General features: G+C 65.6%; 21 protein-coding genes. 15 read left to right on the top strand and 6 right to left on the bottom strand.

The features are described 5' to 3' along the window. Genes DSOUD_RS00440 through DSOUD_RS00415 form a run of 6 tightly spaced genes read left to right on the top strand, consistent with a single transcriptional unit; the run spans position 1 to position 5,345 of the window. A complete protein-coding gene (locus DSOUD_RS00440) occupies positions 1-591 on the top strand; it encodes a V-type ATP synthase subunit E (protein WP_053549146.1) in 591 nt (196 codons plus the stop codon). After that, on the top strand, positions 554-1,477 hold the full coding sequence (locus tag DSOUD_RS00435) for a V-type ATPase subunit (RefSeq protein WP_053549145.1): 924 nt from the start codon (positions 554-556) through the stop codon (positions 1,475-1,477). The genes DSOUD_RS00440 and DSOUD_RS00435 overlap by 38 nt, the downstream gene beginning before the upstream one ends. Then, a complete protein-coding gene (locus tag DSOUD_RS00430; RefSeq protein WP_053549144.1) occupies positions 1,474-1,791 on the top strand; it encodes a V-type ATP synthase subunit F in 318 nt (105 codons plus the stop codon). Before DSOUD_RS00435 ends, DSOUD_RS00430 begins: the two co-directional genes overlap by 4 nt. Continuing rightward, positions 1,788-3,398 carry a V-type ATP synthase subunit A gene (locus DSOUD_RS00425; protein WP_053549143.1) on the top strand — a complete coding sequence of 537 codons (1,611 nt, stop codon included), beginning with the start codon at positions 1,788-1,790 and terminating at the stop codon, positions 3,396-3,398. Before DSOUD_RS00430 ends, DSOUD_RS00425 begins: the two co-directional genes overlap by 4 nt. Before the next feature lie 4 nt (positions 3,399-3,402). After that, positions 3,403-4,731: a V-type ATP synthase subunit B gene (locus tag DSOUD_RS00420; protein WP_053549142.1), complete on the top strand. Its 1,329-nt coding sequence runs from the start codon at positions 3,403-3,405 to the stop codon at positions 4,729-4,731. After that, positions 4,728-5,345, top strand: coding sequence for a V-type ATP synthase subunit D (locus DSOUD_RS00415; RefSeq protein WP_053549141.1), 618 nt, complete (start codon positions 4,728-4,730; stop codon positions 5,343-5,345). Before DSOUD_RS00420 ends, DSOUD_RS00415 begins: the two co-directional genes overlap by 4 nt. Here the strand turns inward: DSOUD_RS00415 and DSOUD_RS00410 are convergent. The 5 genes from DSOUD_RS00410 to DSOUD_RS00390 all read right to left on the bottom strand — a co-directional run bounded on the left by DSOUD_RS00410 (position 5,342) and on the right by DSOUD_RS00390 (position 9,819). After that, positions 5,342-5,755 carry a c-type cytochrome gene (locus DSOUD_RS00410; RefSeq protein ID WP_053549140.1) on the bottom strand — a complete coding sequence of 138 codons (414 nt, stop codon included), beginning with the start codon at positions 5,753-5,755 and terminating at the stop codon, positions 5,342-5,344. The genes DSOUD_RS00415 and DSOUD_RS00410 overlap by 4 nt on opposite strands. A 3-nt stretch (positions 5,756-5,758) precedes the next feature. Beyond that, positions 5,759-6,253 (bottom strand): HyaD/HybD family hydrogenase maturation endopeptidase, encoded by a 495-nt coding sequence (locus DSOUD_RS00405; RefSeq protein ID WP_053549139.1) that lies wholly within the window; start codon positions 6,251-6,253, stop codon positions 5,759-5,761. Then, positions 6,253-6,903, bottom strand: coding sequence for a Ni/Fe-hydrogenase, b-type cytochrome subunit (gene cybH / locus DSOUD_RS00400; protein ID WP_053549138.1), 651 nt, complete (start codon positions 6,901-6,903; stop codon positions 6,253-6,255). Before cybH ends, DSOUD_RS00405 begins: the two co-directional genes overlap by 1 nt. Positions 6,904-6,981: 78 nt before the next feature. Continuing rightward, the gene (locus DSOUD_RS00395) at positions 6,982-8,694 is read right to left on the bottom strand and encodes a nickel-dependent hydrogenase large subunit (protein WP_053549137.1); all 1,713 of its coding nucleotides are present in this window, start codon (positions 8,692-8,694) and stop codon (positions 6,982-6,984) included. Between the two features lie 3 nt (positions 8,695-8,697). Then, positions 8,698-9,819: a hydrogenase small subunit gene (locus DSOUD_RS00390; protein ID WP_053549136.1), complete on the bottom strand. Its 1,122-nt coding sequence runs from the start codon at positions 9,817-9,819 to the stop codon at positions 8,698-8,700. A 305-nt stretch (positions 9,820-10,124) separates the two neighbouring features. Here DSOUD_RS00390 and DSOUD_RS00385 point away from each other — a divergent pair, with 305 nt between their 5' ends. The 4 genes from DSOUD_RS00385 to DSOUD_RS00370 all read left to right on the top strand — a co-directional run bounded on the left by DSOUD_RS00385 (position 10,125) and on the right by DSOUD_RS00370 (position 13,535). Beyond that, positions 10,125-10,643: a BCAM0308 family protein gene (locus DSOUD_RS00385; protein WP_053549135.1), complete on the top strand. Its 519-nt coding sequence runs from the start codon at positions 10,125-10,127 to the stop codon at positions 10,641-10,643. Between the two features lie 87 nt (positions 10,644-10,730). Further along, a complete protein-coding gene (locus DSOUD_RS00380; protein ID WP_198300342.1) occupies positions 10,731-11,147 on the top strand; it encodes an archease in 417 nt (138 codons plus the stop codon). Positions 11,148-11,155: 8 nt separating this feature from the next. After that, positions 11,156-12,601, top strand: a complete 1,446-nt coding sequence (locus DSOUD_RS00375; protein WP_053549133.1) for an RtcB family protein — start codon at positions 11,156-11,158, stop codon at positions 12,599-12,601. A 37-nt stretch (positions 12,602-12,638) separates the two neighbouring features. Next, positions 12,639-13,535 carry a complex I NDUFA9 subunit family protein gene (locus DSOUD_RS00370; RefSeq protein WP_053549132.1) on the top strand — a complete coding sequence of 299 codons (897 nt, stop codon included), beginning with the start codon at positions 12,639-12,641 and terminating at the stop codon, positions 13,533-13,535. Between the two features lie 63 nt (positions 13,536-13,598). On the opposite strand, the gene DSOUD_RS00365 is transcribed toward DSOUD_RS00370, so the two are convergent. Continuing rightward, the gene (locus tag DSOUD_RS00365) at positions 13,599-14,060 is read right to left on the bottom strand and encodes a DoxX family protein (protein WP_053549131.1); all 462 of its coding nucleotides are present in this window, start codon (positions 14,058-14,060) and stop codon (positions 13,599-13,601) included. A 180-nt stretch (positions 14,061-14,240) separates the two neighbouring features. Between DSOUD_RS00365 and DSOUD_RS00360 the strand changes: the two genes are divergently transcribed. From DSOUD_RS00360 to pstA, 5 genes are all read left to right on the top strand, one after another. Further along, positions 14,241-14,600 carry a hypothetical protein gene (locus DSOUD_RS00360; RefSeq protein ID WP_053549130.1) on the top strand — a complete coding sequence of 120 codons (360 nt, stop codon included), beginning with the start codon at positions 14,241-14,243 and terminating at the stop codon, positions 14,598-14,600. A 78-nt stretch (positions 14,601-14,678) separates the two neighbouring features. Then, positions 14,679-15,227 carry a YaeQ family protein gene (locus DSOUD_RS00355; protein ID WP_053549129.1) on the top strand — a complete coding sequence of 183 codons (549 nt, stop codon included), beginning with the start codon at positions 14,679-14,681 and terminating at the stop codon, positions 15,225-15,227. A gap of 215 nt (positions 15,228-15,442) precedes the next feature. Beyond that, positions 15,443-16,432: a PstS family phosphate ABC transporter substrate-binding protein gene (locus tag DSOUD_RS00350; RefSeq protein ID WP_082350977.1), complete on the top strand. Its 990-nt coding sequence runs from the start codon at positions 15,443-15,445 to the stop codon at positions 16,430-16,432. Between the two features lie 110 nt (positions 16,433-16,542). Next, positions 16,543-18,768 (top strand): ABC transporter permease subunit, encoded by a 2,226-nt coding sequence (locus DSOUD_RS00345; protein ID WP_053549128.1) that lies wholly within the window; start codon positions 16,543-16,545, stop codon positions 18,766-18,768. A gap of 235 nt (positions 18,769-19,003) precedes the next feature. Further along, positions 19,004-20,602 carry a phosphate ABC transporter permease PstA gene (pstA, locus tag DSOUD_RS00340; protein WP_053549127.1) on the top strand — a complete coding sequence of 533 codons (1,599 nt, stop codon included), beginning with the start codon at positions 19,004-19,006 and terminating at the stop codon, positions 20,600-20,602. Positions 20,603-20,617 lie beyond the last annotated feature (15 nt).

Raw genomic sequence — 20,617 nt, 5'->3', positions numbered from 1 at the left:
ATGAGCCAACGGGAACTGCTGGCGGCCCTGCAACAGGAGGGGGAGGCAAGGATCGCCGCCCTGTGGCAGGAGGCCGAGATGGAAGCCGAGGCCCTGCGCGCCGAAAACGCCGGCAGGCTCGAAGCGCTGGAGACCGGGATGCGGGCGGCGCTGGAGGAGGAAAAGGAGGAGGCGAGGAGGCCGATTCTGGCCCAGGCCGCGGCGACGGTGCAGCGCCTGACGTTGGCGGCCGAAGAAAGGGTGGCCCAGCGCCTCCGGACCCTGGCCGAAGAGCACCTGCCACAGCTGCGAACCGGCCCCTACGCCGAAACCTTTGCCGCCCTGGTCGCCGAACTCCCCGCCGCCGCCTGGGCCAGGGTCGCCCTTCATCCCGACGATCGGGAGAAGGGCGCCTCCTCCTTCCCCGGAGCGCTCCTGCGCTCCGACCCCGCCATCGCCGGCGGCGTGGAGGTGGAGACGGCCGGGGGGGAGATCAGGGTCGTCAATACCCTCGACAAGCGCCTGGAAAGAGCCTGGCCGGAGCTCCTTCCGGTCCTGATGAAGGAGGTCCGCCGTGCCCTCGATCGTCCCGGGACTGCTGAAAAGCGCTGAGGATCGCTGCCATCCGCCGGATTACCTCCTGGCCAGGGTCCGCGGGCGGAGGGCCCGGATCGCCGGCGACTGGTCGGAGCTCCTCCGGACGTCTCCGGCCGGTATCGGCGGCGCCCAGGAGGCCTTCCGCGGCGAACTGGCCTGGCTCTACGGCCAGATGAACCGTTCGCTGCGGTCTCTCTTCGGTTCAGTCTTCGAGTTTTTTGAACTGCGCACCTGGCTTCTGGCGCTGCGCTACCTTAGCGCCGGGGAGGAAAAGGCCCTCCCCGGAATCCTGGCGCCAAGCCTTCTGGCTCCCCCCATCAAGGCCCTCCTCCTGCAATCCCGGGATTTTGCCGCCGTCCTTGCAGGCAGCCAAAAGATCCTGGCCGAAGCCGACCCCGATTTTTCCGGCCTCGGCGCCCTCTACCGCCGGCAGGGACCGGGGGGGCTGGAAGCGGGGGTGATCGACCTCGCCCTGCGCCGCGCCTTGCGCCTCCCCCTCCATCCGGCCGTCCGCACTTTTTTCCGGGAGCTCATCGACACGCGAAACCTCCTCGGCCTCTACAAGCACCTGCAGTGGCAGCTCTCCTTCCCTCCGCCTCACCTCGACGGCGGCCGGGTGACGAAAAAGCGCCTGTCGGCGCTCTGGCGGGGGAGGTCCATCCCCCCCCTGATGGCCTGCGCCCGGACCCTGGCCGGAGACCCGGCGGCGGCGGGGTCTCTGGAGAAAATCCTTCTCGACGGCGTGAGCCGCTCCCTGCGCCGGGGCGCCCGCGACCCCCTGGGGCCGGGGGTGATCCTCGACCATCTCTGGTTCTGCCATACCCGGGCGAGAAATCTCGAACTCATGGCCCGCCTCGGTGCCGGGGACGAGGGGCGCCTGGAGGAGGAGCTGCTCTCATGAAGGGAGTCGTCTTCGTCACCCCGAAGGAGGCCCGTTACGGTTTCAGCCTGGCGGGGGTGACCCAGCTCGTGGTGGAGGCGCAGGAGGCCGAAGCGACCCTCGAAAAGGTTTTGAACGACCTGGCGAGCGGGGTGGTGGTCATCGACGAGCGCCTCCTCGAAGGGATGGGAGAGGAGCGTCTGCGCGAGCTGGAGCGGCGCTGGTACGGCGTCCTCCTCGTCCTCCCCGCCCCTTCTGGGGAAGAGGAGCGGGAAGGGGACTATTTCGAGCGCCTGATCCGCCGGGCCCTCGGCTACCATGTGAGGTTGAAATGAAAAAAGGCCGCATCATCGGCCTCTCGGGGCCGACCGTCAGTGTCGACCTTCCGGGACTGCAGCTCTACGAGCGGGTCTACGTCGGCCATCAGCGTCTGGCCGGGGAGGTGGTGCGCCTCGAGCAGGGGAAGGCGGTGGTCCAGGTCTACGAGGAGACCCGGGGTCTAGCCCTCGGCGAACCGGCCGAGGGGAGCGGGCGGCCGCTGACGGTCCGCCTCGGACCCGGCCTTCTCGGGGGGATGTTCGACGGTCTGCAGCGCCCGCTGCAGGCGCTGCGCAGGGAAACGGGCCCCTTTATCCGCAGCGGCACCGACCCCTTCCCCCTCGACCTCGAGCGCTCCTGGAATTTTTCCCCTCTCAAGAGCCCGGGCGACTCCCTTTCGGCCGGGGAGATTTTCGGCACCGTCGAGGAAGGAGCCTTTCTCCACCCGATCCGCGCCGCGGTCGGCGGCACCCTGGCCACCGTCCACCGCGGCGCATTCACCCTCGATTCCCCCCTGGCCACATATAAGGAGGGGGGGGAGCTCTTTGCCTGGCAGGAACGGCCCGTGCGGGAACCGCGCCGCGACATCACTCGGCTCCCCACCGCGGACCCCCTGGTGACCGGCCAGCGCTGCCTCGACTTCCTCTTCCCCCTGAGCAAGGGGGGGACGGCGATTTTCCCCGGGGGGTTCGGCACCGGCAAGACGATTCTCGAGCAGTCCATCGCCAAATTCGCCGATGTCGACATCGTGATCTACGTCGGCTGCGGGGAGAGGGGGAACGAGATGGCCGAGATCCTCGAGGAGTTCGCCACCCTCTCCGACCCCTGGCGGGACACGCCGCTGATGGAGCGCACCATCGTCGTCGTCAACACCTCCAACATGCCGGTGGCCGCCCGGGAGGCCTCGATCTACACCGCCGTCGCCATGGCCGAATACTACCGCGACCTGGGGTACGACATTCTGCTTTTGGCCGACAGCATCTCCCGCTGGGCGGAAGCGCTTCGGGAAATTTCCTCCTCCCTCGAAGAGATGCCCGGCGAAGAGGGGTATCCGACCTACCTCGGCTCGCGCCTCTCCGCCTACTTCGAACGGGCGGGGGTCGTCGCCTGCGGCGAAGGGACCGGCTCCCTGAGCATGATCCTCTCCGTCTCCCCTCCGGGCGGGGACTTCACCGAACCGGTCACCCAGGCCTGCCTGCGCTCCGCCGGGGCCCTCTACCTCCTCGACACCGCCCTCGCCCACCGCCGCCACTTTCCCGCCATCCACTGGGGGCAGAGCTATTCCCTCTACGAGCAGGACCTGGGGCGCCACTTCTGCTCCGAGGTCTCCGGCGACTGGGACCCCCTGCGTAGCCGCTGCCGGGAGCTTCTGCAGCAGGAGACGGCGCTGGCCGAGGTGGCGGAGATCGTCGGCCTCGAAGGGCTGCAGGACCGCGACCGGCTGGTGATGCACGCCGCCGAACGGGTGCGCCGGGAGTTCCTCTGCCAGAACGCCTACAGCGAGGACGCCTTCTCCACGCCGCAGCAGACCCTGGAGAGAATCAGCACCATCGTCGCCTTTTTCGATGAAGCCCTGGCCCGCCTCGAAGAGGGGGAAGCTCTCGATGAAATCCTGAAAGGTTGAACAGATGCGCCTCGCCGAACACAGCTACCGTACCGTCGCCGCCATCCGCGGCCCCCTCCTCTTTCTCGAGGAGGTCTTCTCCCCCCGCCTCGGCGAGGAGGTGCTCATCGTCTATCCCGACGGCCGCACCCTCGAAGGGGAGGTGCTGCGCATCGAGGAGTCGACAGTGCTGGTCGAGGTCTTCGGCGAGCCGCGGGGGCTCGACCGCGAGCGTTCGCGGGTCATCTTCAGCGACGCGGTGAAGCAGGCCCCCCTCTCGGCGGCCTGCATCGGCCGGATCTTCGACGGATCCTTTCGCCCCCGCGACGGGCTGCCGATGTACATCCCCGAGCGCTGGGAGCCGGTCACCGGGGCCCCGATCAACCCGGCGGCCCGGGCGCGCCCCGAGCAGTTCATCGAAACGGGATTTGCCGTCATCGACGGCCTCAATACCCTGGTCAAGGGGCAGAAACTGCCGATCTTCTCCTGTTCCGGTCTCCCTTCCCGGGAGATCGCCGCCGGGATCCTCCGTCAGGCCCGCCTGGTGGACGGAGGAGATTTCGTCGTCGTCTTCGTCGCCCTCGGGCTGACCTACCACAACTACGCCTACTACCTCGAAGTCCTCAACGGGATGGGGGGGGGCTTCGTCGCCTTTGCCAACCTCGCCGACGACCCGGTGGTGGAGCGTCTCCTCGCCCCGCGCCTGGCCCTGGCGGTGGCCGAATACCTGGCCTTCGAGCGGGGGATGGACGTGCTGGTGGTGATCACCGACATGGTCAACTACTGCGACGCCCTGCGGGAGGTCTCGGCAGCCCGGGAGGAACTCCCCGGCCGGCGCGGCTATCCGGGATACCTCTACTCGGACCTGGCGTCGATCTACGAGCGGGCCGGGCGCATCAAGGGGCAAGAGGGGTCGGTGACCATGCTCCCGGTGGTGACCATGCCCGAGGATGACATCACCCACCCGATCCCCGACCTCACCGGCTACATCACCGAGGGGCAGATCGTTCTGTCGCGGGAGCTGCACCGCCGCGGGATCTTTCCCCCCGTCGATGTGCTGCCGAGCCTCTCAAGGCTCATGCAGCAGGGGATCGGCGCCGGGCGCACCCGGGAGGACCACCGGGCGATCGCCAACCGCCTCTACCGGGCCTACGCCCGGGGACGGGACCTGCGCAAGCTCGAGGCGATCGTCGGCCGCGAAGGGCTCCCCCCCCGGGAGAAGCAGATGCTCTCCTTTGCCGAGGCCTTCGAGGAGCGCTTCGTCCACCAGAAGGAGCGGCGCACCATCGGCGAGAGCCTCGACGCCGGCCTCTCCCTCCTGCAGGAAGCCGAAGGGGGAGGGGAGGGGGGATGATCCACCAGACCCGCACCAATCTCCTCCTCCTCAGGGAAAAGGCCAAATCGGTGGTCGGCAGCGTCGGCATCCTCAAGGGGCGCCGCCAGGCTTTGATCCGCGAACTCCTCGAAACGAGCCGCCCCCTGCTGCGCTCCCGGGAGGAAATCCGCCGCGCTTACGGCCGGGGGATCGAGGAGCTGCAGCTGACCCTGGGGCACGAGGGGGAAACCTTCGTCGCCTCCCTGGCCGCGGCGGAGCGCCGCGATCTGGGGGTGGAGATCCTGTCCCGCCACGCTCTCGGACTCTTCTACCGCGAGGTGCAGGTCGCTCAAAGACCGGTGCGCACCCCCGATAAACGCGGCTACGACTACCGGTCCACCACCCCCCATCTCGAGGAAGCGTTCAGCCGCTTCGAAACGATCGTCGAACAGATGCTGGAGATGGCGGCCTTCGAAGGGAAACTGAAACGACTGGGGGAGGAACTGCTGAAGACGACCCGCCGCATCCGGGTTCTCGAGGAACGGATCCTTCCGCGGTTGCGGGGGGAGATCCGCGCCATCGCCCAGCACCTCGGCGAGCGTGAGCGGGAGGCCTTCTACCGCCTGAAACGCTTCAAGGGGAAGAGGAACTAGGAACCGGAGCGCCGGAGAATGTAGGCGACCAGCGACCAGAGCTCCTCGTCGGAGAGGTGGGGCCCCCAGGCCGGCATCACCGAGCCGCCCGAGAGGTAGGGTTCGACGGCTTTACCCTTCTGGATGCGCCAGAAGAGGTAGGCGGGATCGGCGCTGCGGTAGGTGGCAGAGGTGAAATCGGGGGCGGGGGGGACGAAAAAGTCGGCCCGCGGCGTGCGCCCCTCTTCGGGGGTACCGTGGCAGACCGCACAGTGGAGGGAAAAGAGGGCGGCACCGGCCTCCTGCCGGGCGGCGTCGCCGAGAAGGCCGGCCGGGGGCTCCCGGCGGGGGTAATCGGGGACCAAGTCGCTGCAGCCGGCGACGAAGGTGATCAGAAGAAGGAGCCCCAGGGCGGTCGAGGAAAGAGACATGATCTATCCTCCGTTCACGGTAATCCGCGGCCGGGGGGGTGCCCCCCAGGCCGCAAGGTCCGATGCGACCTCCGAGACCACCCGGTCGAGGGCCGCGACGACCGGCGGCGACATCCGCATCCCCATTTCGATGGACCCCGGCTGCACCCCCCGGAAAACCAGGGTCGGCGGGAGGTTTCCCTGCAGCTCGGCCACCGCCAGAAGGTCCTGCAGCCCCATCTGATGAACCGAGAGCTTGCCGGCAAAGGCCCGCGGCACCTCGTCCCCCTCGAGACGAAAGACCGTCCCCGGCGGGGCCCCCATGGCGACGGCATCGACGATGAGCAATCGCTCCACCCCCTCGAGAAACGGCAGGAGGTCGAGGCCGAGGGTGCCGCCATCGACGACGCTCACCCCCTCGGGAAAAGAGAAGCGCTGCCGCAGAAGGGCCACCACCTCCCCGCCGAAGGCGTCGTCGTTCATCAGGCTGTTGCCCAGACCCAGGACGAGAATCGCCATCAGAGATCCCGGGGTTCGATGTAGCGGTAACCGCTGAAAATCCCGCTGATGGTGCCGTTTCTTTCCTTGATGTCCATCAGCCAGGCGCTGTAGATGTGGTTGATGATGAAGCCGATGAGGAGCCACATCACCCCGTGATGCCCGAGCCGCAGCCACTGATTCCCCAGGAGACCGAAAACGGGGGAGAAGAGAGCCGCGGCGGTCCCCCCGGGATTGTACTGGCTGTAAAGAGCGAAACCCGAAACGATCTGGAGGAAAAAGAGAAAGAAGATTCCGGCATAGGCGAGGGCGGCGACCGGATTGTGGCCGACCTCGTAGGAGATCTTTTTGCCGGTAAAGGTGTAGTAGCGCAGCATCTTGACGAAGTTGCGCCGCCCCTGAGCCGTCGTCCAAGGGATGAAGGCCCGCCAGGAGGCGTGATGGTTGCCGGCGAACATCCAGTAAACGCGCGCCAGCAGGGAAACGGTCAGGGCATAGGCGGCCACGAAGTGGATGAAGCGCACCCAGCCCATGACAAAGGCGCCGTCGCTCCCGGCGATAAAGGGGGAGCCGATGTAATAACCGGTGAGGGAGAGGATGACCACACAGAGGACGTTGACCCAGTGGGTGATGCGCACCGGCCATTCCCAGACATAGCGGATTTCAAGCATGGCGACCTCCTGATAGCGTGACAGGTGACGCGTGACGGGTGACAAAATCTGCCGGCGACTCCGTGACTCGTTACCGCCCTACAGAACCTTGACCTGCACCATCTCCGTCCCGCGGCCGTCGAGGACGTGAACGGCGCAGGCCAGACAGGGGTCGAAGGAGTGAATGGTGCGGAGAATTTCCAGGGGTTTTCCCGGGTCGGCGACGGGCGTGCCGATCAGCGCCGCCTCGTAGGGACCCATCTGCCCCATGGGGTCGCGGGGGCCGGCGTTCCAGGTCGAGGGGACGACGGCCTGGAAATTGGCGATGGCGCCGTTTTCGATGCGGATCCAGTGGCCGAGGGCGCCGCGGGGCGCCTCGTGGTAGCCGAAACCGCGGGACTCCTTCGGCCAGGTCGCCGGATCCCAGCGCTCGCCGTTGTGCACCGCCAGAATCCCCCGCCCCATGTTGTCCGTGAGCTGCTGCAGCCACAACTCGCTCTTCTGCGCCAGAAGCAGGGTTTCGATCCCCCGGGCGGCGGTGCGTCCCAGGGTTGAGAAGAGGGCTTCCGGGCCGACGCCGAGCTTGCCGAGAACGAAGTTGACCGTCTCCTGCACCTCCTTGTGACCCCGGGCGTAGGCCACGACCATGCGGGCCAGGGGACCGACCTCCATCGGCTGATCCATGTAGCGCGGGGCCTTGACCCAGGAATACTTGTCGTCGGTGTCGAGAAAGTCGTAGGGGGGCCTGGGACCGGTGTAGTTGTGGCTGGTTTCGCCGTCGTAGGGATGCAGCCCCTTGCCGTCGCCGCCGGAATAGCTGTACCAGGAATGGGTGACGTATTCGGTGATCTTTTCCTCGTCCATCGGCATCACGTTGGCCAGGTCCCTGCCGAGGATCACCCCCCGCGGAAAGTAATTGCTCTCCAGGCTGCCGCTGTTGTCCATGGGGAAGTCGCCGTAGGTCAGGAAGTTGCCGACCCCGCCGCCGATCCCCGCCCACTCCTTGTAGAAGGAAGCCACCGCCAGAAGATCGGGGATGTAGACCTGTTCGACGAAGACCCGCGCCTTTTTGAGGAGCTTGCCGATCAGCGCCAGCTTGTCGGCATTGATGGCGTTCTGGCTGTCCGGATCGACGGGGATCGCCATGCCGCCGACGAGAAAGGTCTGGGGATGGGGATTCTTCGAGCCGAGAATGGCATGGATGCGGATGATGTCCTTCTGCCACTCGAGCGCCTCGAGATAGTGGGCGACCGCCATCAGGTTGGCTTCCGCCGGCAGGCGATAGGCGCTGTGCCCCCAGTAGCCGTTGGCGAAGGGGCCGAGCCGTCCGGTGCCGACAAAGGCGGCGATGCGCTCCTGGTTCGTCTTGAAGTAGGTGGCACTCGCCTGCGGCCATTCGGAGATGGACTGGGCCAGACGGGCCGTCGCCGCCGGATCGGCCTTCAGGGCCGAGGTGATGTCGACCCAGTCGAGGGCATGCAGATGATAGAAGTGGATGACGTGATCCTGCACGCTCTGGATGGCCATGATCAGGTTGCGGATCAGGCGGGCGTTGTCGGGGATCTGGATCTTGAGCGCGTCCTCGACGCAGCGGATGCTGGCGATGGAATGGACCGTGGTGCAGACCCCGCAGAAGCGCTGGGTGAAGTGATGGGCGTCCCTCGGGTCGCGCCCTTTAAGGATCGTTTCGATGCCGCGAAAGGCGGTGGAGGAGCTCCAGGCGTTGACGATCTTTCCCCCTTCGACCTGGGCCTCGATGCGCAGGTGTCCTTCGATGCGGGTCACCGGGTCGACAACAATTTTTTTCGACATCGTTTACTCCTCCTTCTTCACTTTATCCGATTCCATGGCATCCCCCTTGCGGAAGGCGCTCGCCACTCCGTGGGCACCGAAGGCCAGAGCGGTGGCGGCGGCCAGGCCGAGACCGATCTTGTCGGCCGTCGCCTCGACGCCGAATCCGGGGACGGCCGGGAGGCGCCGGTAAAAGGGGGTCATCGTGTCCCAGAAGTGCGGCTCGGCGCAGCCGATGCAGCCGTGGCCGGCCATGACCGGCCAGCTCTGTCCCTCGTTGTAGCGCACCGTCGGGCAGTTGTGAAAGGTTTCCGGCCCCTTGCACCCCAGCTTGTACAGGCAGTGCCCCCGGCGGTGGCCGTCATCCCCGAAGGCCTCGGCGTACTGGCCGGCGTCGAAGTGGGAGCGGCGCTCGCAGTTGTCGTGGATCCGCTTGCCGTAGGCGAAAAAGGGGCGGTTCAGACCGTCGACGGCCGGAAGCCTGCCGAAGGTCAGGTAATGGACGATGGTGGCGGTGAGGTTGTCGGCGTTGAGGGGGCATCCCGGAAGATTGATCACCGTCGCCCCGGGGACCGCCTGCTGCACGGAGATGGCTCCCGTCGGATTGGGAGCGGCGGCGGGGATGCCGCCGAAGGAGGCGCAGTTGCCGACGGCGATGGTCGCAGCGGCATTCCCGCAGACCTTCCGGACGATGTTCAGGGCGCTGTCTCCGCCGACGCAGCAGTAGACGCCGCCGTCGCCGGCAGGAATCGACCCTTCGACCACGGCGATGTATTGCCCCTTGTACTTCTCCACGGCCGCCCATTTGGCCTCTTCAGCCTGGGCGCCGGCGGCGGCCATGATCGTCTCGTGGTATTCGACGGAGAGGCGGTCGAGAATCAGTTCGGCCACCGTCGGCTGGTTGGCCCGCAGCAGCGCCTCCGTATCGCCGGTACACCCCTGAAATTCCAGCCAGATCACCGGCGGCCGGTTATCGGCCTCCATGGCCGCGGCAAGGCGCGGGATCAGGGCGGGAGGGAGGGCCAGGGTGGCGGCCAGGGCGGTACAGTACTTGATAAAGTCGCGGCGGCCGACGCCGCGCGCCTCCCAGGCCTGCAGAATCGCTTCCGGCAGGGTACCGTCGGGAGAGGTCTCGTCCACTTTCATCTGTCGCTCCTCCTGTGCGGGGTTGCTTCACCGTGAAAGACCGGGGTAAGAGTAACCGTATTCCAGTGCATTGCCGAAGGATAACACTGTTTTACATGCTGTCAACTGCGAATTAAAAGTCGCACAGAACCGATCCGTCCCCGGGGCCTTTCCGGCAGAAGTCCCTCCCACTTTTCCGCATCGGGTCCCCGGGTCCGGCGACCGGCAGCCAGAGTCGTTCCCTTTCTATGCAGGGCGGCGATTGGTGCTATACTGTTTTTACGGAAGGGCTGTAAAGCCCCGCCGCACAAAGGAAAGGGGGCCCTATGCAACGGGATGTGAGCAAATTCGGAATCAGCGACAAGCGCGGCCGGGTGAAAACCAGCGCCGATCCCTATCTCCCCGCAGGCGGAATGAAGGAGGTCGCCCTCTGCCAGGGGTGCCACGCCCTGTACCGCAACAAGCGCTGGTATCTCGACCCCGAAGCCTTCGCCGCCGAAAGTGCCGCAGGTGATCCCCACTGGGTCACCTGCCCGGCCTGCCAGAAAATCGCCGAGCGCTATCCGGAAGGGATCGTCACCCTCAAGGGGGAATACTTCTGGGAGCACGAGGAGGAGATCCGCAACATCCTCAAAAACGAGGAAGACAAGGCCATGGCCAAGAACCCCCTGCAGCGGATCATGCGCATCGACCGCGAGGGGGACGACCTGGTCATCGAGACGACCGAGCAGAAACTGGCCGAGCATCTCGGACGGGCCCTGCACAAGGCCCATCAGGGAGACCTGAAGGTCACCTGGTCGCAGGAGCACGCCGTCTGCCGGGTCGACTGGGAGCGGGCGGAATGAACGCTGGAGACTGACCGGCCTTCGAACCAGACGAAGTTGCCTTCTCTGGTTCTTTTTCTTTGCGCCCGGGAAAAGAACGGGGACGAGATGGAGAGCTACCGCCTGCTGGAGCACACCGCCGACATGGGGATCGAGGTGCACGCCGACACCCTCGAGGAGCTCTTCGCCGGTGCGGCCTGCGCCCTCAAGGAGATGATCTGGGGAGAGGCCGGGGGTCGAGCCATCGAAGAGCGGACGGTCTCCCTGCGCGGCGGAGATTACGGAGAGCTTCTGGTTTCCTGGCTCAGCGAAATCCTCTACCGCTTCGAAGTCGAAGGTCTCTTCCCCGTCGATTTCGAGCTCGAGGAAATCAAAGGCACGTCCCTCAGGGGACGGATCCGCGGCGAACCCTTCGACCCGCTGCGCCATCCCGTGGAGCGGGAAGTCAAGGCGGTGACCTATCACCGGCTTCGGGTTGAACCCAGCGATGGCCGGTGGCTGGCCCGTCTCTACGTCGATTTGTAGGGGATATTATGACGCTGCGCATTGAACAGATCGACGCCTGCCGCTGGCGCATCCCGAAAGAGGGCGCGATGCGCACCGAGGGGCTGGTCTTTGCCAGCCGGCAGATGATGGCCGCGCTGCAGAAGGAGGAGGCCCTGGCGCAGGTGCGCAACGTCGCCACCCTGCCGGGGATCGTCGGTCCGTCCATCGCCATGCCCGATATTCACTGGGGATACGGCTTCCCCATCGGCGGCGTCGCCGCCTTCGACCCGGAGGAGGGGGGAATCGTCTCCCCCGGCGGAGTCGGCTACGACATCAACTGCGGAGTGCGTCTGTTGCGCTCGGCCCTCGTGGAAGATCAGGTCCGGCCGCGCCTCAAGGCCCTCGCCGACACCCTCTTTACCAACGTCCCTTCGGGGGTCGGTTCGCAGCGCCGCGACTTAAAGCTCTCCATCGAAGAGGAGACCAGGGTTCTGCGCCAGGGGGCACGCTGGGCGGTGGAGCACGGCTTCGGCAGCGCCGAGGATTTGCTCCACATCGAGGAAGGAGGGACCATCGCCGGCGCCGATCCCGAGCTCGTTTCCGAGCGGGCCCTGGAGCGTGGGCGGGCCCAGCTCGGCACCCTCGGCAGCGGCAATCACTTCCTCGAAGTCCAGGTCGTTGACGAGATCGTCGATCTCCGGGTCGCCGAGGTGCTCGGCCTCTTCCCCGGCCAGATCACCGTCAGCATCCACACGGGAAGCCGCGGCCTCGGTTACCAGGTCTGCGATGACTCCCTGCGGACCATGCTCTCGGCCAGCCGCAAATACGGCATCGAACTCCCCGACCGGCAGCTCTGCTGCGCCCCCCTCACCAGTTCCGAGGGGCGCCACTACCTGGCGGCCATGGCCTGCGCCGCCAACTTCGCCTTCGCCAACCGTCAGCTGATCACCGCCTGGGTGCGCGAATCCTTCGCCGAGGTTTTCGCCCTCGGCGAAGGCGACCTGCGCCTCTCGGTGATCTACGACGTCTGCCACAACATCGCCAAGATGGAGACCCACAAGATCGGCGGAGAAAATCGGCGCCTCTGCGTGCATCGCAAGGGGGCGACCCGCGCCTTCCCTCCGGGACACCCCCAGACCCCCGAACTCTACCGCAGCGTCGGCCAGCCGGTCCTCATCCCCGGCGACATGGGGCGCTATTCCTACGTCCTCGTCGGCACCGCCGGGGCCTTTTCCGAAACCTTCGGCTCGACCTGCCACGGCGCCGGTCGGGTCATGTCCCGCCATGCCGCCAAGAAGGCCGCCCACGGCCGCAACATCGTGGGGGAACTCGCCGCCCGGGGGATTCTCATCCGCGCCGCCGGACAGGCCACGGTCGCCGAGGAGATTTCCGAGGCCTACAAGGACGTCACCGAGGTGGTCGACGTGGTGCAACGGGCGGGGATCGGCAAGATCGTCGCCCGGCTGCGGCCGCTGGCGGTGATCAAGGGATAGAAACGACGGTGAGGCCTTGCCTGAAAAAGGAGATTTTATGAGGGTATTTTTGACCGGTGCCACCGGATTTGTCGGAGGGGAGGTTCTCAAACAACTCCGGGCCGCAGGACACCTTGCCCGCTGCCTGGTGCGGCGGGGATCGGAGGGGAAGCTGCCGGCTGAAGAAGGGATCGAGGTCCGCTACGGCGACGCCACCGACCCCTCGTCCCTGGACGGCACCCTCGAGGGGTGCCAGGCGGTGATTCATCTGGTGGGGATCATCCGCGAGGTCCCCCTCCAGGGGGTGACCTTCGACAAACTCCACCCCGGGGCGACGGGAAACCTGGTTGCGGCGGCCGAGGCCCAGGGGGTGCGGCGCTATCTGCAGATGAGCGCCAACGGCGCCCGCCCCGACGCCGAAACCGACTATCACCGCAGCAAGTGGCGGGCCGAGGAGAAGGTTCGCTCCTCGTCGTTGCAGTGGACCATCTTCCGCCCCTCGCTGATCTTCGGACCCGACGACCAGTTCGTCAACAAGCTCGCCGATCTGATCCGCACCCTCCCGGTGGTGCCGGTCATCGGCGACGGGCGCTACCGCATGTCGCCGGTGGCGGTTCAGGACGTGGCGGCCGGCTTCGTCGGCGCCCTGGAGCGGGACGAAACCGTCGGCCGGACCTTCCACTGCTGCGGACCGCAGAGCCTCAGCTACGACGAGATTCTCGACCTCATCGGCAAGGCCCTCGGAAGGACGACGGTCCCCAAACTCCATCACCCCCTCTGGATGATGAGGCCCCTCGTTTCCCTCCTCGATTCTCTCCCCTTTTTCCCCATCACCGCCAATCAGCTCACCATGCTCCTCGAGGGGAACGTCTGCGACCCCGCCCCCTGGGCCGAATCCCTTGGCATCAACCCACAGGAGTTGGCCACCGGGATCAGAAGCTACCTGAAGAAATGATCGCCTTTCCCACCCCTGAAAGCGAAGCCACCCGGAGGAGACTCTTCCCCGGGTGGCTTCAAGTCATGAGCGCTGCGACCCGCTCCTGGACTTGAGGAGACCATCCAGGGAGAAGCGTCCGCCGCCGGTGATCATCAGTGCCAGGGAGATGGCGAGGGCCAAAAGGTGATACTCGAACCCTTCACCTCCCTGCTTTCCTCCCCAGTTCATGAAAAATCCGTTCTGCCAGTGGACCAGGGCGATGGCGCCGAGCATCACGCAGCCGATCCCGAAGGCGGCGACCCGCGTGAGGAGACCGACGATCAGCCCCAGGGCCCCGAGAAACTCGGCGGCGATGACCAGCAGGGCCAGGATCAGCGGGACGCCCATCGTCTGGGTGAAAAAGTCGAGGGTTCCGGAGAGTCCGTGCCCTCCGAACCACCCGAGAACCTTTTGGGCGCCGTGGGGGAAAAAGACCAGCCCGAGCATTACCCGCAAAACCAGGGGTGCCGTCCCTTCTCCGGTATTCATCAGTTTGCCCAACATATTTTATCTCCTTTCCATCAGGGGAACACACCGATCGGCAATAGCCGGCAACCTACTTCTTGGAAAACGGTATCACCGTCCGGGGGGGTGTCAAATCCCTCCCTTGCCCCCCCGCGGTTCTCTGCTAATCTTCAGTTGAGAGCTGGAAAAACCAAAGGACCCCGAGGACAGGAGAGCGCCATGGGAACCGAGAAGAAGCCGCATTTTTCCCTGAACGTCAACGCCGAGCTCTACGAAGACCAGTTTGCCGACCTGGCCATCCGCCTCCCGGACGAACGGGTCTACCGCAACGTCGGAACCGCCGGCAGCCCTTTTCAGCTGGAGGTCGTCAACTTTCTCGAGAAGGGTGAGCGCCCCGCACACTGGCAGGAGATGCCGCCCCATGAACTCCTCTACGGCAAGGGATGGCGCTGCATCGCCACCCTCGGCTATCGTGACGGCGACCCGGCGCGCCCGGCGGTGACCTTCGAGGTCGACGTCGAGAGCCTCGGGGAAAAAGCCCGTGCCTACCTCGCCGACGCCCTCCCCGGCGCAGGTTAGGAGCCTCAGCTTTTCCTGTGGTCTTTCCGGGGCACAGAGGCTATGCTCCTTCGATCCCCAAGCAAAGGAACATCGCCCATGGCCCAGCCGGCAACCGTTTACCGCGCCTCCGTCCAGCTCTCCGACCTCGACCGCAACCATTACGTCGACCTCTCCGCCACTCTCGCCCGTCACCCCTCGGAAACCGCCGAGCGCCTGGTGGCGCGCCTCCTGGCCTTTGCCCTCTTCCACAGCGACGAACTCACCTTCACCAAGGGGGTCTCCGCCGGCGCCGAACCCGACCTCTGGGCCAAGGAGCCCGACGGCCGCATCGCCCTGTGGATCGAGGTCGGTCTCCCCGACCCCGAGCGGCTGATCAAGGCGAGCCGCCATGCCGGCCGGGTCATCCTCCTGGCCTGCGGCCCCAATCGCTGGCGCTGGGAAAGCGCCCACCTCCCGGCCCTGGGGCGGATGAAGAACCTCTCCGTCTACGCCCTCGAGCAGGAATTCCTTCAGGAGCTGGTGACCGGCCTCGGGCGCTCCTTCCAGTGGACCCTGACCATCACCGAGGGGACCCTCTACCTCAACAGCGGCACGACATCCATCGAGACTCCGCTGCTCAAGCTCTGCGGCGAAGACGCGCGCTAGGGCCTTTTCCCTTCTCCCGAACGTCTTCCTTCGTCCCGAGGGATGCTCCACCCTCCTTTTCGTCTATAATCCTGCAACGCCTTCTTCGCACCGAAAAAAATGAGCCGGCCCCGTCTTTTTGCAGACTTCTCACCCTTCCCTAACGTCCTCCTAACATGAGAGGGGATAATACACGTCATCAACTGACGACAACGACGAGACAAGGGAGAAGGCTCATGACGAACAAGGGTACAAAAAGTTTCTGGGGCGCGCTGATGGTCACCGCCGCCCTGCTGCTGACCACCGCCTCGCTGTCGCGGGCCGAGCAAATCGCCGTCGACCCGGCCCTGGCCACCTATGCCCGGGTACAGGGGGTCAACGGCAATCTCAACAGCATCGGCTCCGACACCCTCAACAACCTGATGACCTACTGGGCCGAAGGGTTCCGCAAAAAATACCCGAGCGTCAACATCCAGATCGAAGGAAAGGGTTCGGGGACGGCCCCTCCGGCCCTGATCTCCGGAACCGCCCAGCTCGCCCCGATGTCGCGGCCGATGAAAAAAGAAGAACTCGAGGCTTTCGAGACCAGGTTCGGCTACAAGCCGACGGCCATCGGCGTCGCCCTCGACTCCCTGGGGGTCTTCGTCAACAAGGACAACCCCCTCGCCTCCCTCTCCCTTCCCCAGCTGGACGCCATCTTCTCCAAGACCCGCAAGGGGGGGAGCGCCGAAATTTCCACCTGGGACGAGGTCGGCCTTAAAGGGGCCTATGCGGGAAAACCGATCAGCCTCTACGGGCGCAATTCGGCCTCCGGCACCTACGGTTACTTCAAGGACCACGCCCTGTTCAAGGGGGACTTCAAGGACACCGTCAAGGAGCAGCCCGGCTCCTCGGCCGTCGTCCAGGCCATCACCGAAGACAAGACGGGGATCGGCTACTCGGGGATCGGCTACCGCACCTCCGGCGTCAAGGCCATCGCCCTGGCCAAGAAGGACGGCGAAAAGGCCTATGAGCCGAGCTACGAAAACGTTCTCGACGGCAAATACCCCCTGGGCCGGATGCTCTTCATCTACGTCGCCAAGGCGCCCAGCGAAAAGCTACCGACCCTCACCGAAGAGTTCCTCAAATACGTCCTCTCCCGGGAGGGACAGGAGATCGTCGTCAAGGACGGTTATTTGCCGCTGCCGGCCAAAGTCGCCGCCAAGTCGCTTGCGACAATAAAATAATCCCCCGCCATCGGAGCAATCCGACGGCAGGTTGACAGACATGTCCCGGTCCGGGGTTCGTCCCCCGGGTCCGGGACCCTGCCGTTTTCACCTCCCAGGGAAAGTCCGCCATGGAACGCCACGTCCTGAAGAAAATCAAGCGCCATGATCGCATCGCCCGCTGGGTGATCACCGCCGGCGGACTGACGATCATCGCCAGCGTTCTGCTGATTCTCTTTCTGATCACCCGAGTGACCCTCCCCCTCTTTGCCTCCCCCCAGTCCGGAGTTCTCGGCCACAGCACCCTTTCCGCCGATCTCCGAAACGAGGTGCTAGCCCTGGGAATCGACGAATACCTCGAAGCCGCCTTCCTCCTCACCCGCCCGGGGACCCTGAAACTCTGGGATCCGCGCCGGGGGGTTCTCATCGAGGAACTGCAGATCCAGCCCCCTTCCCCGGGGGCGACGGTCATCTCGGCGGAGGCCAGCGACGCCCAGACCTTCGATCTTTTGTGGAGCGACGGCTCGGTGACCCGGGACCAGCTGCAGATTCACCCCCGCTTCGACGCCGGCGGCCAGCGCTCCTTCGACCGCACCCTGGAACGTCTCGCCACCTTCGCCATCTCCGCTCCCCCGCGCCGGGCCCTGGTGCGGATCGACGGCGAGGGGCGGCAGACCCTGGTTACCCTTCTGGCCGACGGCCGCCTCGAAGTGCGCCAGAACCTGACCGTCACCGACTTCCTCGGCAACGAAGAAACCGAAGAACACGCCTTTCCCCTCGACACCGCCGACCTCGGAGAGATCGGGACCATCGGCCCCCTGGCTCTCGACCGCGCCGGCCATACGCTCTACGCCGGTACCGACCGGGGACACCTTCTGCGCTGGGACCTCTCCAGTGCCGGCGAGCCGGCCCTCCTCGACAACCTGCAGCCCTTTTCCGACGGCCGGGCCCCCACCGCCCTCGCCCTGGTCTACGGAGACATCTCCCTGGCCGTCGGCGACAGCGCCGGGGGCATGAGCACCTGGTTTGCCGTCCCGGCAGAGGAGGGGACCGGGAAGGTCCTGCGGAAAATTCATACCCTCGATCCCCACGACTCGTCCATTGTCGCCATCTACCCCTCCGCCCGGGACAAATCCCTCCTCTCCCTGGATGCCGGCGGCGTGCTGCATCTCGACCACATGACCAGCGAACGCCACCTCCTCACCCTGGATGAGCTGAGTCCGGTCGTATCTGCGGTTTTCGCCCCGCGGGGAAACGCCGTCGCCGCCCTCACCGCCGACGGCCGGGCCCTTCTCTGGTCCGTCGACGCCCCCCACCCGGAGATCAGCTGGAAAACCCTCTTCGGCAAGGTCTGGTACGAGAGCTATCCCGAGCCCGCCTACGCCTGGCAGTCCTCCGCCGGCAGCGACGACTTCGAACCGAAAATGAGCCTGACGCCCCTGATCTTCGGCACCCTAAAAGGGACGTTCTACGCCATGCTCTTCGCCATCCCCCTGGCCCTTGCCGGTGCCGTCTACACCAGCCAGTTCGGCCAGCAGCGCTTGCGCCAATGGATCAAGCCGACGGTGGAGATCATGGCGGCCATCCCCTCGGTGGTCATCGGCTTTCTCGCCGCCCTCTGGTTTGCCCCCCTGCTCGGGAAACATCTCCCCGCTCTCTTCCTTTCCCTGGCCTTTATTCCCACCACTTTCGTTCTTGCTCTTCTCGCCTGGCAGTTGCTGCGCCGCAGCAACCGCTTCAAGGGGATCGATCGCGGCTACGAATTTCTCGCCCTCGTCCCGGTCCTGGTTTTGGCCGTGGCCGCAGCCCTGGTTCTCGGCCCGATCGTCGAGGGGTGGCTCTTTGCCGGCGACTTCAAGCTCTGGCTCTTCACCGAGACGGGGACGCGGTACGACCCGCGCAACAGCATCGTCATTGCCTTCGCCCTGGGGTTTGCGGTCATCCCCATCATCTTCACCATTGCCGAAGATGCCCTCTCCAACGTTCCTGCGAGCCTCAAGGCGGCCTCCCTGGCTCTCGGGGCCAGCCGCTGGCAGACGGTGTGGCGGGTGATCCTCCCCTCGGCCAGCCCGGGGATTTTCGCAGGGATCATGATCGGCCTCGGCCGCGCCATCGGCGAGACGATGATTGTTCTGATGGCCACCGGCAACACGCCGATCATCGACTGGAGCCTCTTTAACGGCATGCGACCCCTGTCGGCCAACATCGCCGTGGAAATCCCCGAGGCGCCGGTGGGAGGGTCCCTCTTCCGGGTCCTCTTCCTCTCGGCGGTGATCCTCTTTGCCCTGACCTTTTTTCTCAACACCGTGGCCGAGATCGTCCGCCAGCGGCTGCGCGCCAAGTACGGACGCTTCTGACAATCACCCCACAAGGGGAGCAAAATGGAACAGGGCGTTTTCATCAAAAGCCGTTTTCAACGGAGAGTCGCAAAGACTGGAGAGGCGGAGAGAACAAAAAACCCTAATTCCTGTGTTTTTCTGATTTCCTCAGCGCCTCTGCGTTGAAGCCTTTGCTTCGGTGCAAACATTCAACATCCAGTCGGCCCCGGAACTCGCGGCTGACTATTCACCAACCCAAAAGGTCTGACCGACGATGAGCAGAAAATTCTGGCGTGAAGGAGAACCCCTGGTCTGGGGGACGGCGGCGGCCCTGACCCTGACTCTGCTGATCGCCGCCACCCTGGTGATCGTGGTTCTGGTCAACGGCCTCGGCGTCTTCTGGCCGTCGCCGGTCGCCAGTGCGACCCTTGCCGACGGCTCCAGGGTCATGGGGGAGATTGTCGGTCGCGAGCCGATCCCCGAAGACAGCGGTGAGCGTCTGCAGTTCAAGATCGGCAACCGCGATCTCTACGGCCTCGATTTCCGCTGGATCGACGCTTCGGCCATCGTCTCCCTCGACCATCCCCGGGACGCCCTGGTCCTCGAGCGCCAGGAAAACGGTAATTTCTACGGAACCCTGCTGGATGCGAGCGGGCCGACGGCGGCGGTTTCTGACGGTGACCCGGCCACGCGCCTGGCCACCCTGAGAAAGATCACCGAACGGCGGCAGGCCGAAATCGAAGAGGTCGGCGACGAACTCTCCGACCTCAACAGCCGCATAGTCGATCTCACAACGCAGCGACGCGACCGGATCCATCGCGGCGAACGTCCCGATGCCCCGGCCCTGCAGGAACTGGAAGCACAGGCGGCGGCACTGCGCGCCGTCTATGAAGAGGACCTGGCGCGGCAGGAGGAGATGTACGCCGATTTGCAGGGATACACGGCGACGGTCGCCGATGCCTCCGGCGTCGAGAAAGTCATCCCCCTGTCCACCATCGTGCGAGCCTACCGCCCCAATGCCATGACGGGACTCGAGAAGGTCCTCTTTTATCTCTCCAAGCTCAAGGAGCTCCTCCTCGGGGAGCCCCGGGAATCGAACACCGAAGGGGGACTCTTCCCGGCGATCTTCGGCACCGTCATGCTGATCTTCCTCATGAGCCTGGTGACCTTTCCCCTCGGGGTGATGGCCGCCGTCTACCTCCGCGAGTATGCCCGGGAGGGAATGGTGGTGCGCCTGGTGCGTATCGCCGTCAACAATCTCGCCGGAATCCCCTCTATCGTTTACGGGATCTTCGGACTCGCCTTCTTCATCTACGGCATCGGCGCCTCCATCGATCAGATGTTTTTCCCCGAGCGCCTCCCGGCGCCGACCTTCGGCACCGGCGGGATCCTCTGGGCCAGCCTGACCCTGGCCCTCCTCACCGTCCCGGTGGTGATCGTCGCCACCGAGGAGGCCCTGGGGGCGATTCCCGCCGGGGTTCGCGAGGGATCCCTGGCCCTGGGAGCGACCAAGTTCCAGACCCTGACCCGCACCCTACTCCCCATGGCCTCGCCGGGGATCATGACGGGACTGATTCTGGCCATGGCCCGGGCCGCCGGCGAGGTGGCGCCCCTGATGATCACCGGCGTCGTCAAGCTGGCCCCGGCCCTCCCCCTCGACGGCCAGTTCCCCTTCCTGCACCTCGACCGCAAGTTCATGCACCTCGGCTTTCACATCTACGACATCGCCTTCCAGTCCCCCAACGCCGAGGCGGCGCGGCCGATGGTCTTCGTCACCACCTTGCTCCTGGTGCTGATCGTTCTCGGGATGAGCAGCGTCGCCATCGTCCTGCGCAACAGGATGAAAAAACGCTACACCTACGGAACGTTTTAGCCATAAGGGCAAGCC

This window comes from Desulfuromonas soudanensis (assembly GCF_001278055.1).
Taxonomy (GTDB): Bacteria; Desulfobacterota; Desulfuromonadia; order Desulfuromonadales; family WTL; genus Deferrimonas; species Deferrimonas soudanensis.
Note: the sequence above shows the minus strand (reverse complement) of the source record. Positions and strands in the feature narration are given on the sequence as shown.

Excerpts from the sequence above, each read along its gene's own strand:
- DSOUD_RS00440 (WP_053549146.1), top strand. The coding sequence starts at position 1 with ATGAGCCAACGGGAACTGCTGGCGGCCCTGCAACAGGAGGGGGAGGCA.
- DSOUD_RS00430 (WP_053549144.1), top strand. The coding sequence starts at position 1,474 with ATGAAGGGAGTCGTCTTCGTCACCCCGAAGGAGGCCCGTTACGGTTTC.
- DSOUD_RS00425 (WP_053549143.1), top strand. The coding sequence starts at position 1,788 with ATGAAAAAAGGCCGCATCATCGGCCTCTCGGGGCCGACCGTCAGTGTC.
- DSOUD_RS00420 (WP_053549142.1), top strand. The coding sequence starts at position 3,403 with ATGCGCCTCGCCGAACACAGCTACCGTACCGTCGCCGCCATCCGCGGC.
- DSOUD_RS00415 (WP_053549141.1), top strand. The coding sequence starts at position 4,728 with ATGATCCACCAGACCCGCACCAATCTCCTCCTCCTCAGGGAAAAGGCC.
- DSOUD_RS00410 (WP_053549140.1), bottom strand. The coding sequence starts at position 5,755 with ATGTCTCTTTCCTCGACCGCCCTGGGGCTCCTTCTTCTGATCACCTTC.
- DSOUD_RS00405 (WP_053549139.1), bottom strand. The coding sequence starts at position 6,253 with ATGGCGATTCTCGTCCTGGGTCTGGGCAACAGCCTGATGAACGACGAC.
- cybH (WP_053549138.1), bottom strand. The coding sequence starts at position 6,903 with ATGCTTGAAATCCGCTATGTCTGGGAATGGCCGGTGCGCATCACCCAC.
- DSOUD_RS00395 (WP_053549137.1), bottom strand. The coding sequence starts at position 8,694 with ATGTCGAAAAAAATTGTTGTCGACCCGGTGACCCGCATCGAAGGACAC.
- DSOUD_RS00390 (WP_053549136.1), bottom strand. The coding sequence starts at position 9,819 with ATGAAAGTGGACGAGACCTCTCCCGACGGTACCCTGCCGGAAGCGATT.
- DSOUD_RS00385 (WP_053549135.1), top strand. The coding sequence starts at position 10,125 with ATGCAACGGGATGTGAGCAAATTCGGAATCAGCGACAAGCGCGGCCGG.
- DSOUD_RS00380 (WP_198300342.1), top strand. The coding sequence starts at position 10,731 with ATGGAGAGCTACCGCCTGCTGGAGCACACCGCCGACATGGGGATCGAG.
- DSOUD_RS00375 (WP_053549133.1), top strand. The coding sequence starts at position 11,156 with ATGACGCTGCGCATTGAACAGATCGACGCCTGCCGCTGGCGCATCCCG.
- DSOUD_RS00370 (WP_053549132.1), top strand. The coding sequence starts at position 12,639 with ATGAGGGTATTTTTGACCGGTGCCACCGGATTTGTCGGAGGGGAGGTT.
- DSOUD_RS00365 (WP_053549131.1), bottom strand. The coding sequence starts at position 14,060 with ATGTTGGGCAAACTGATGAATACCGGAGAAGGGACGGCACCCCTGGTT.
- DSOUD_RS00360 (WP_053549130.1), top strand. The coding sequence starts at position 14,241 with ATGGGAACCGAGAAGAAGCCGCATTTTTCCCTGAACGTCAACGCCGAG.
- DSOUD_RS00355 (WP_053549129.1), top strand. The coding sequence starts at position 14,679 with ATGGCCCAGCCGGCAACCGTTTACCGCGCCTCCGTCCAGCTCTCCGAC.
- DSOUD_RS00350 (WP_082350977.1), top strand. The coding sequence starts at position 15,443 with ATGACGAACAAGGGTACAAAAAGTTTCTGGGGCGCGCTGATGGTCACC.
- DSOUD_RS00345 (WP_053549128.1), top strand. The coding sequence starts at position 16,543 with ATGGAACGCCACGTCCTGAAGAAAATCAAGCGCCATGATCGCATCGCC.
- pstA (WP_053549127.1), top strand. The coding sequence starts at position 19,004 with ATGAGCAGAAAATTCTGGCGTGAAGGAGAACCCCTGGTCTGGGGGACG.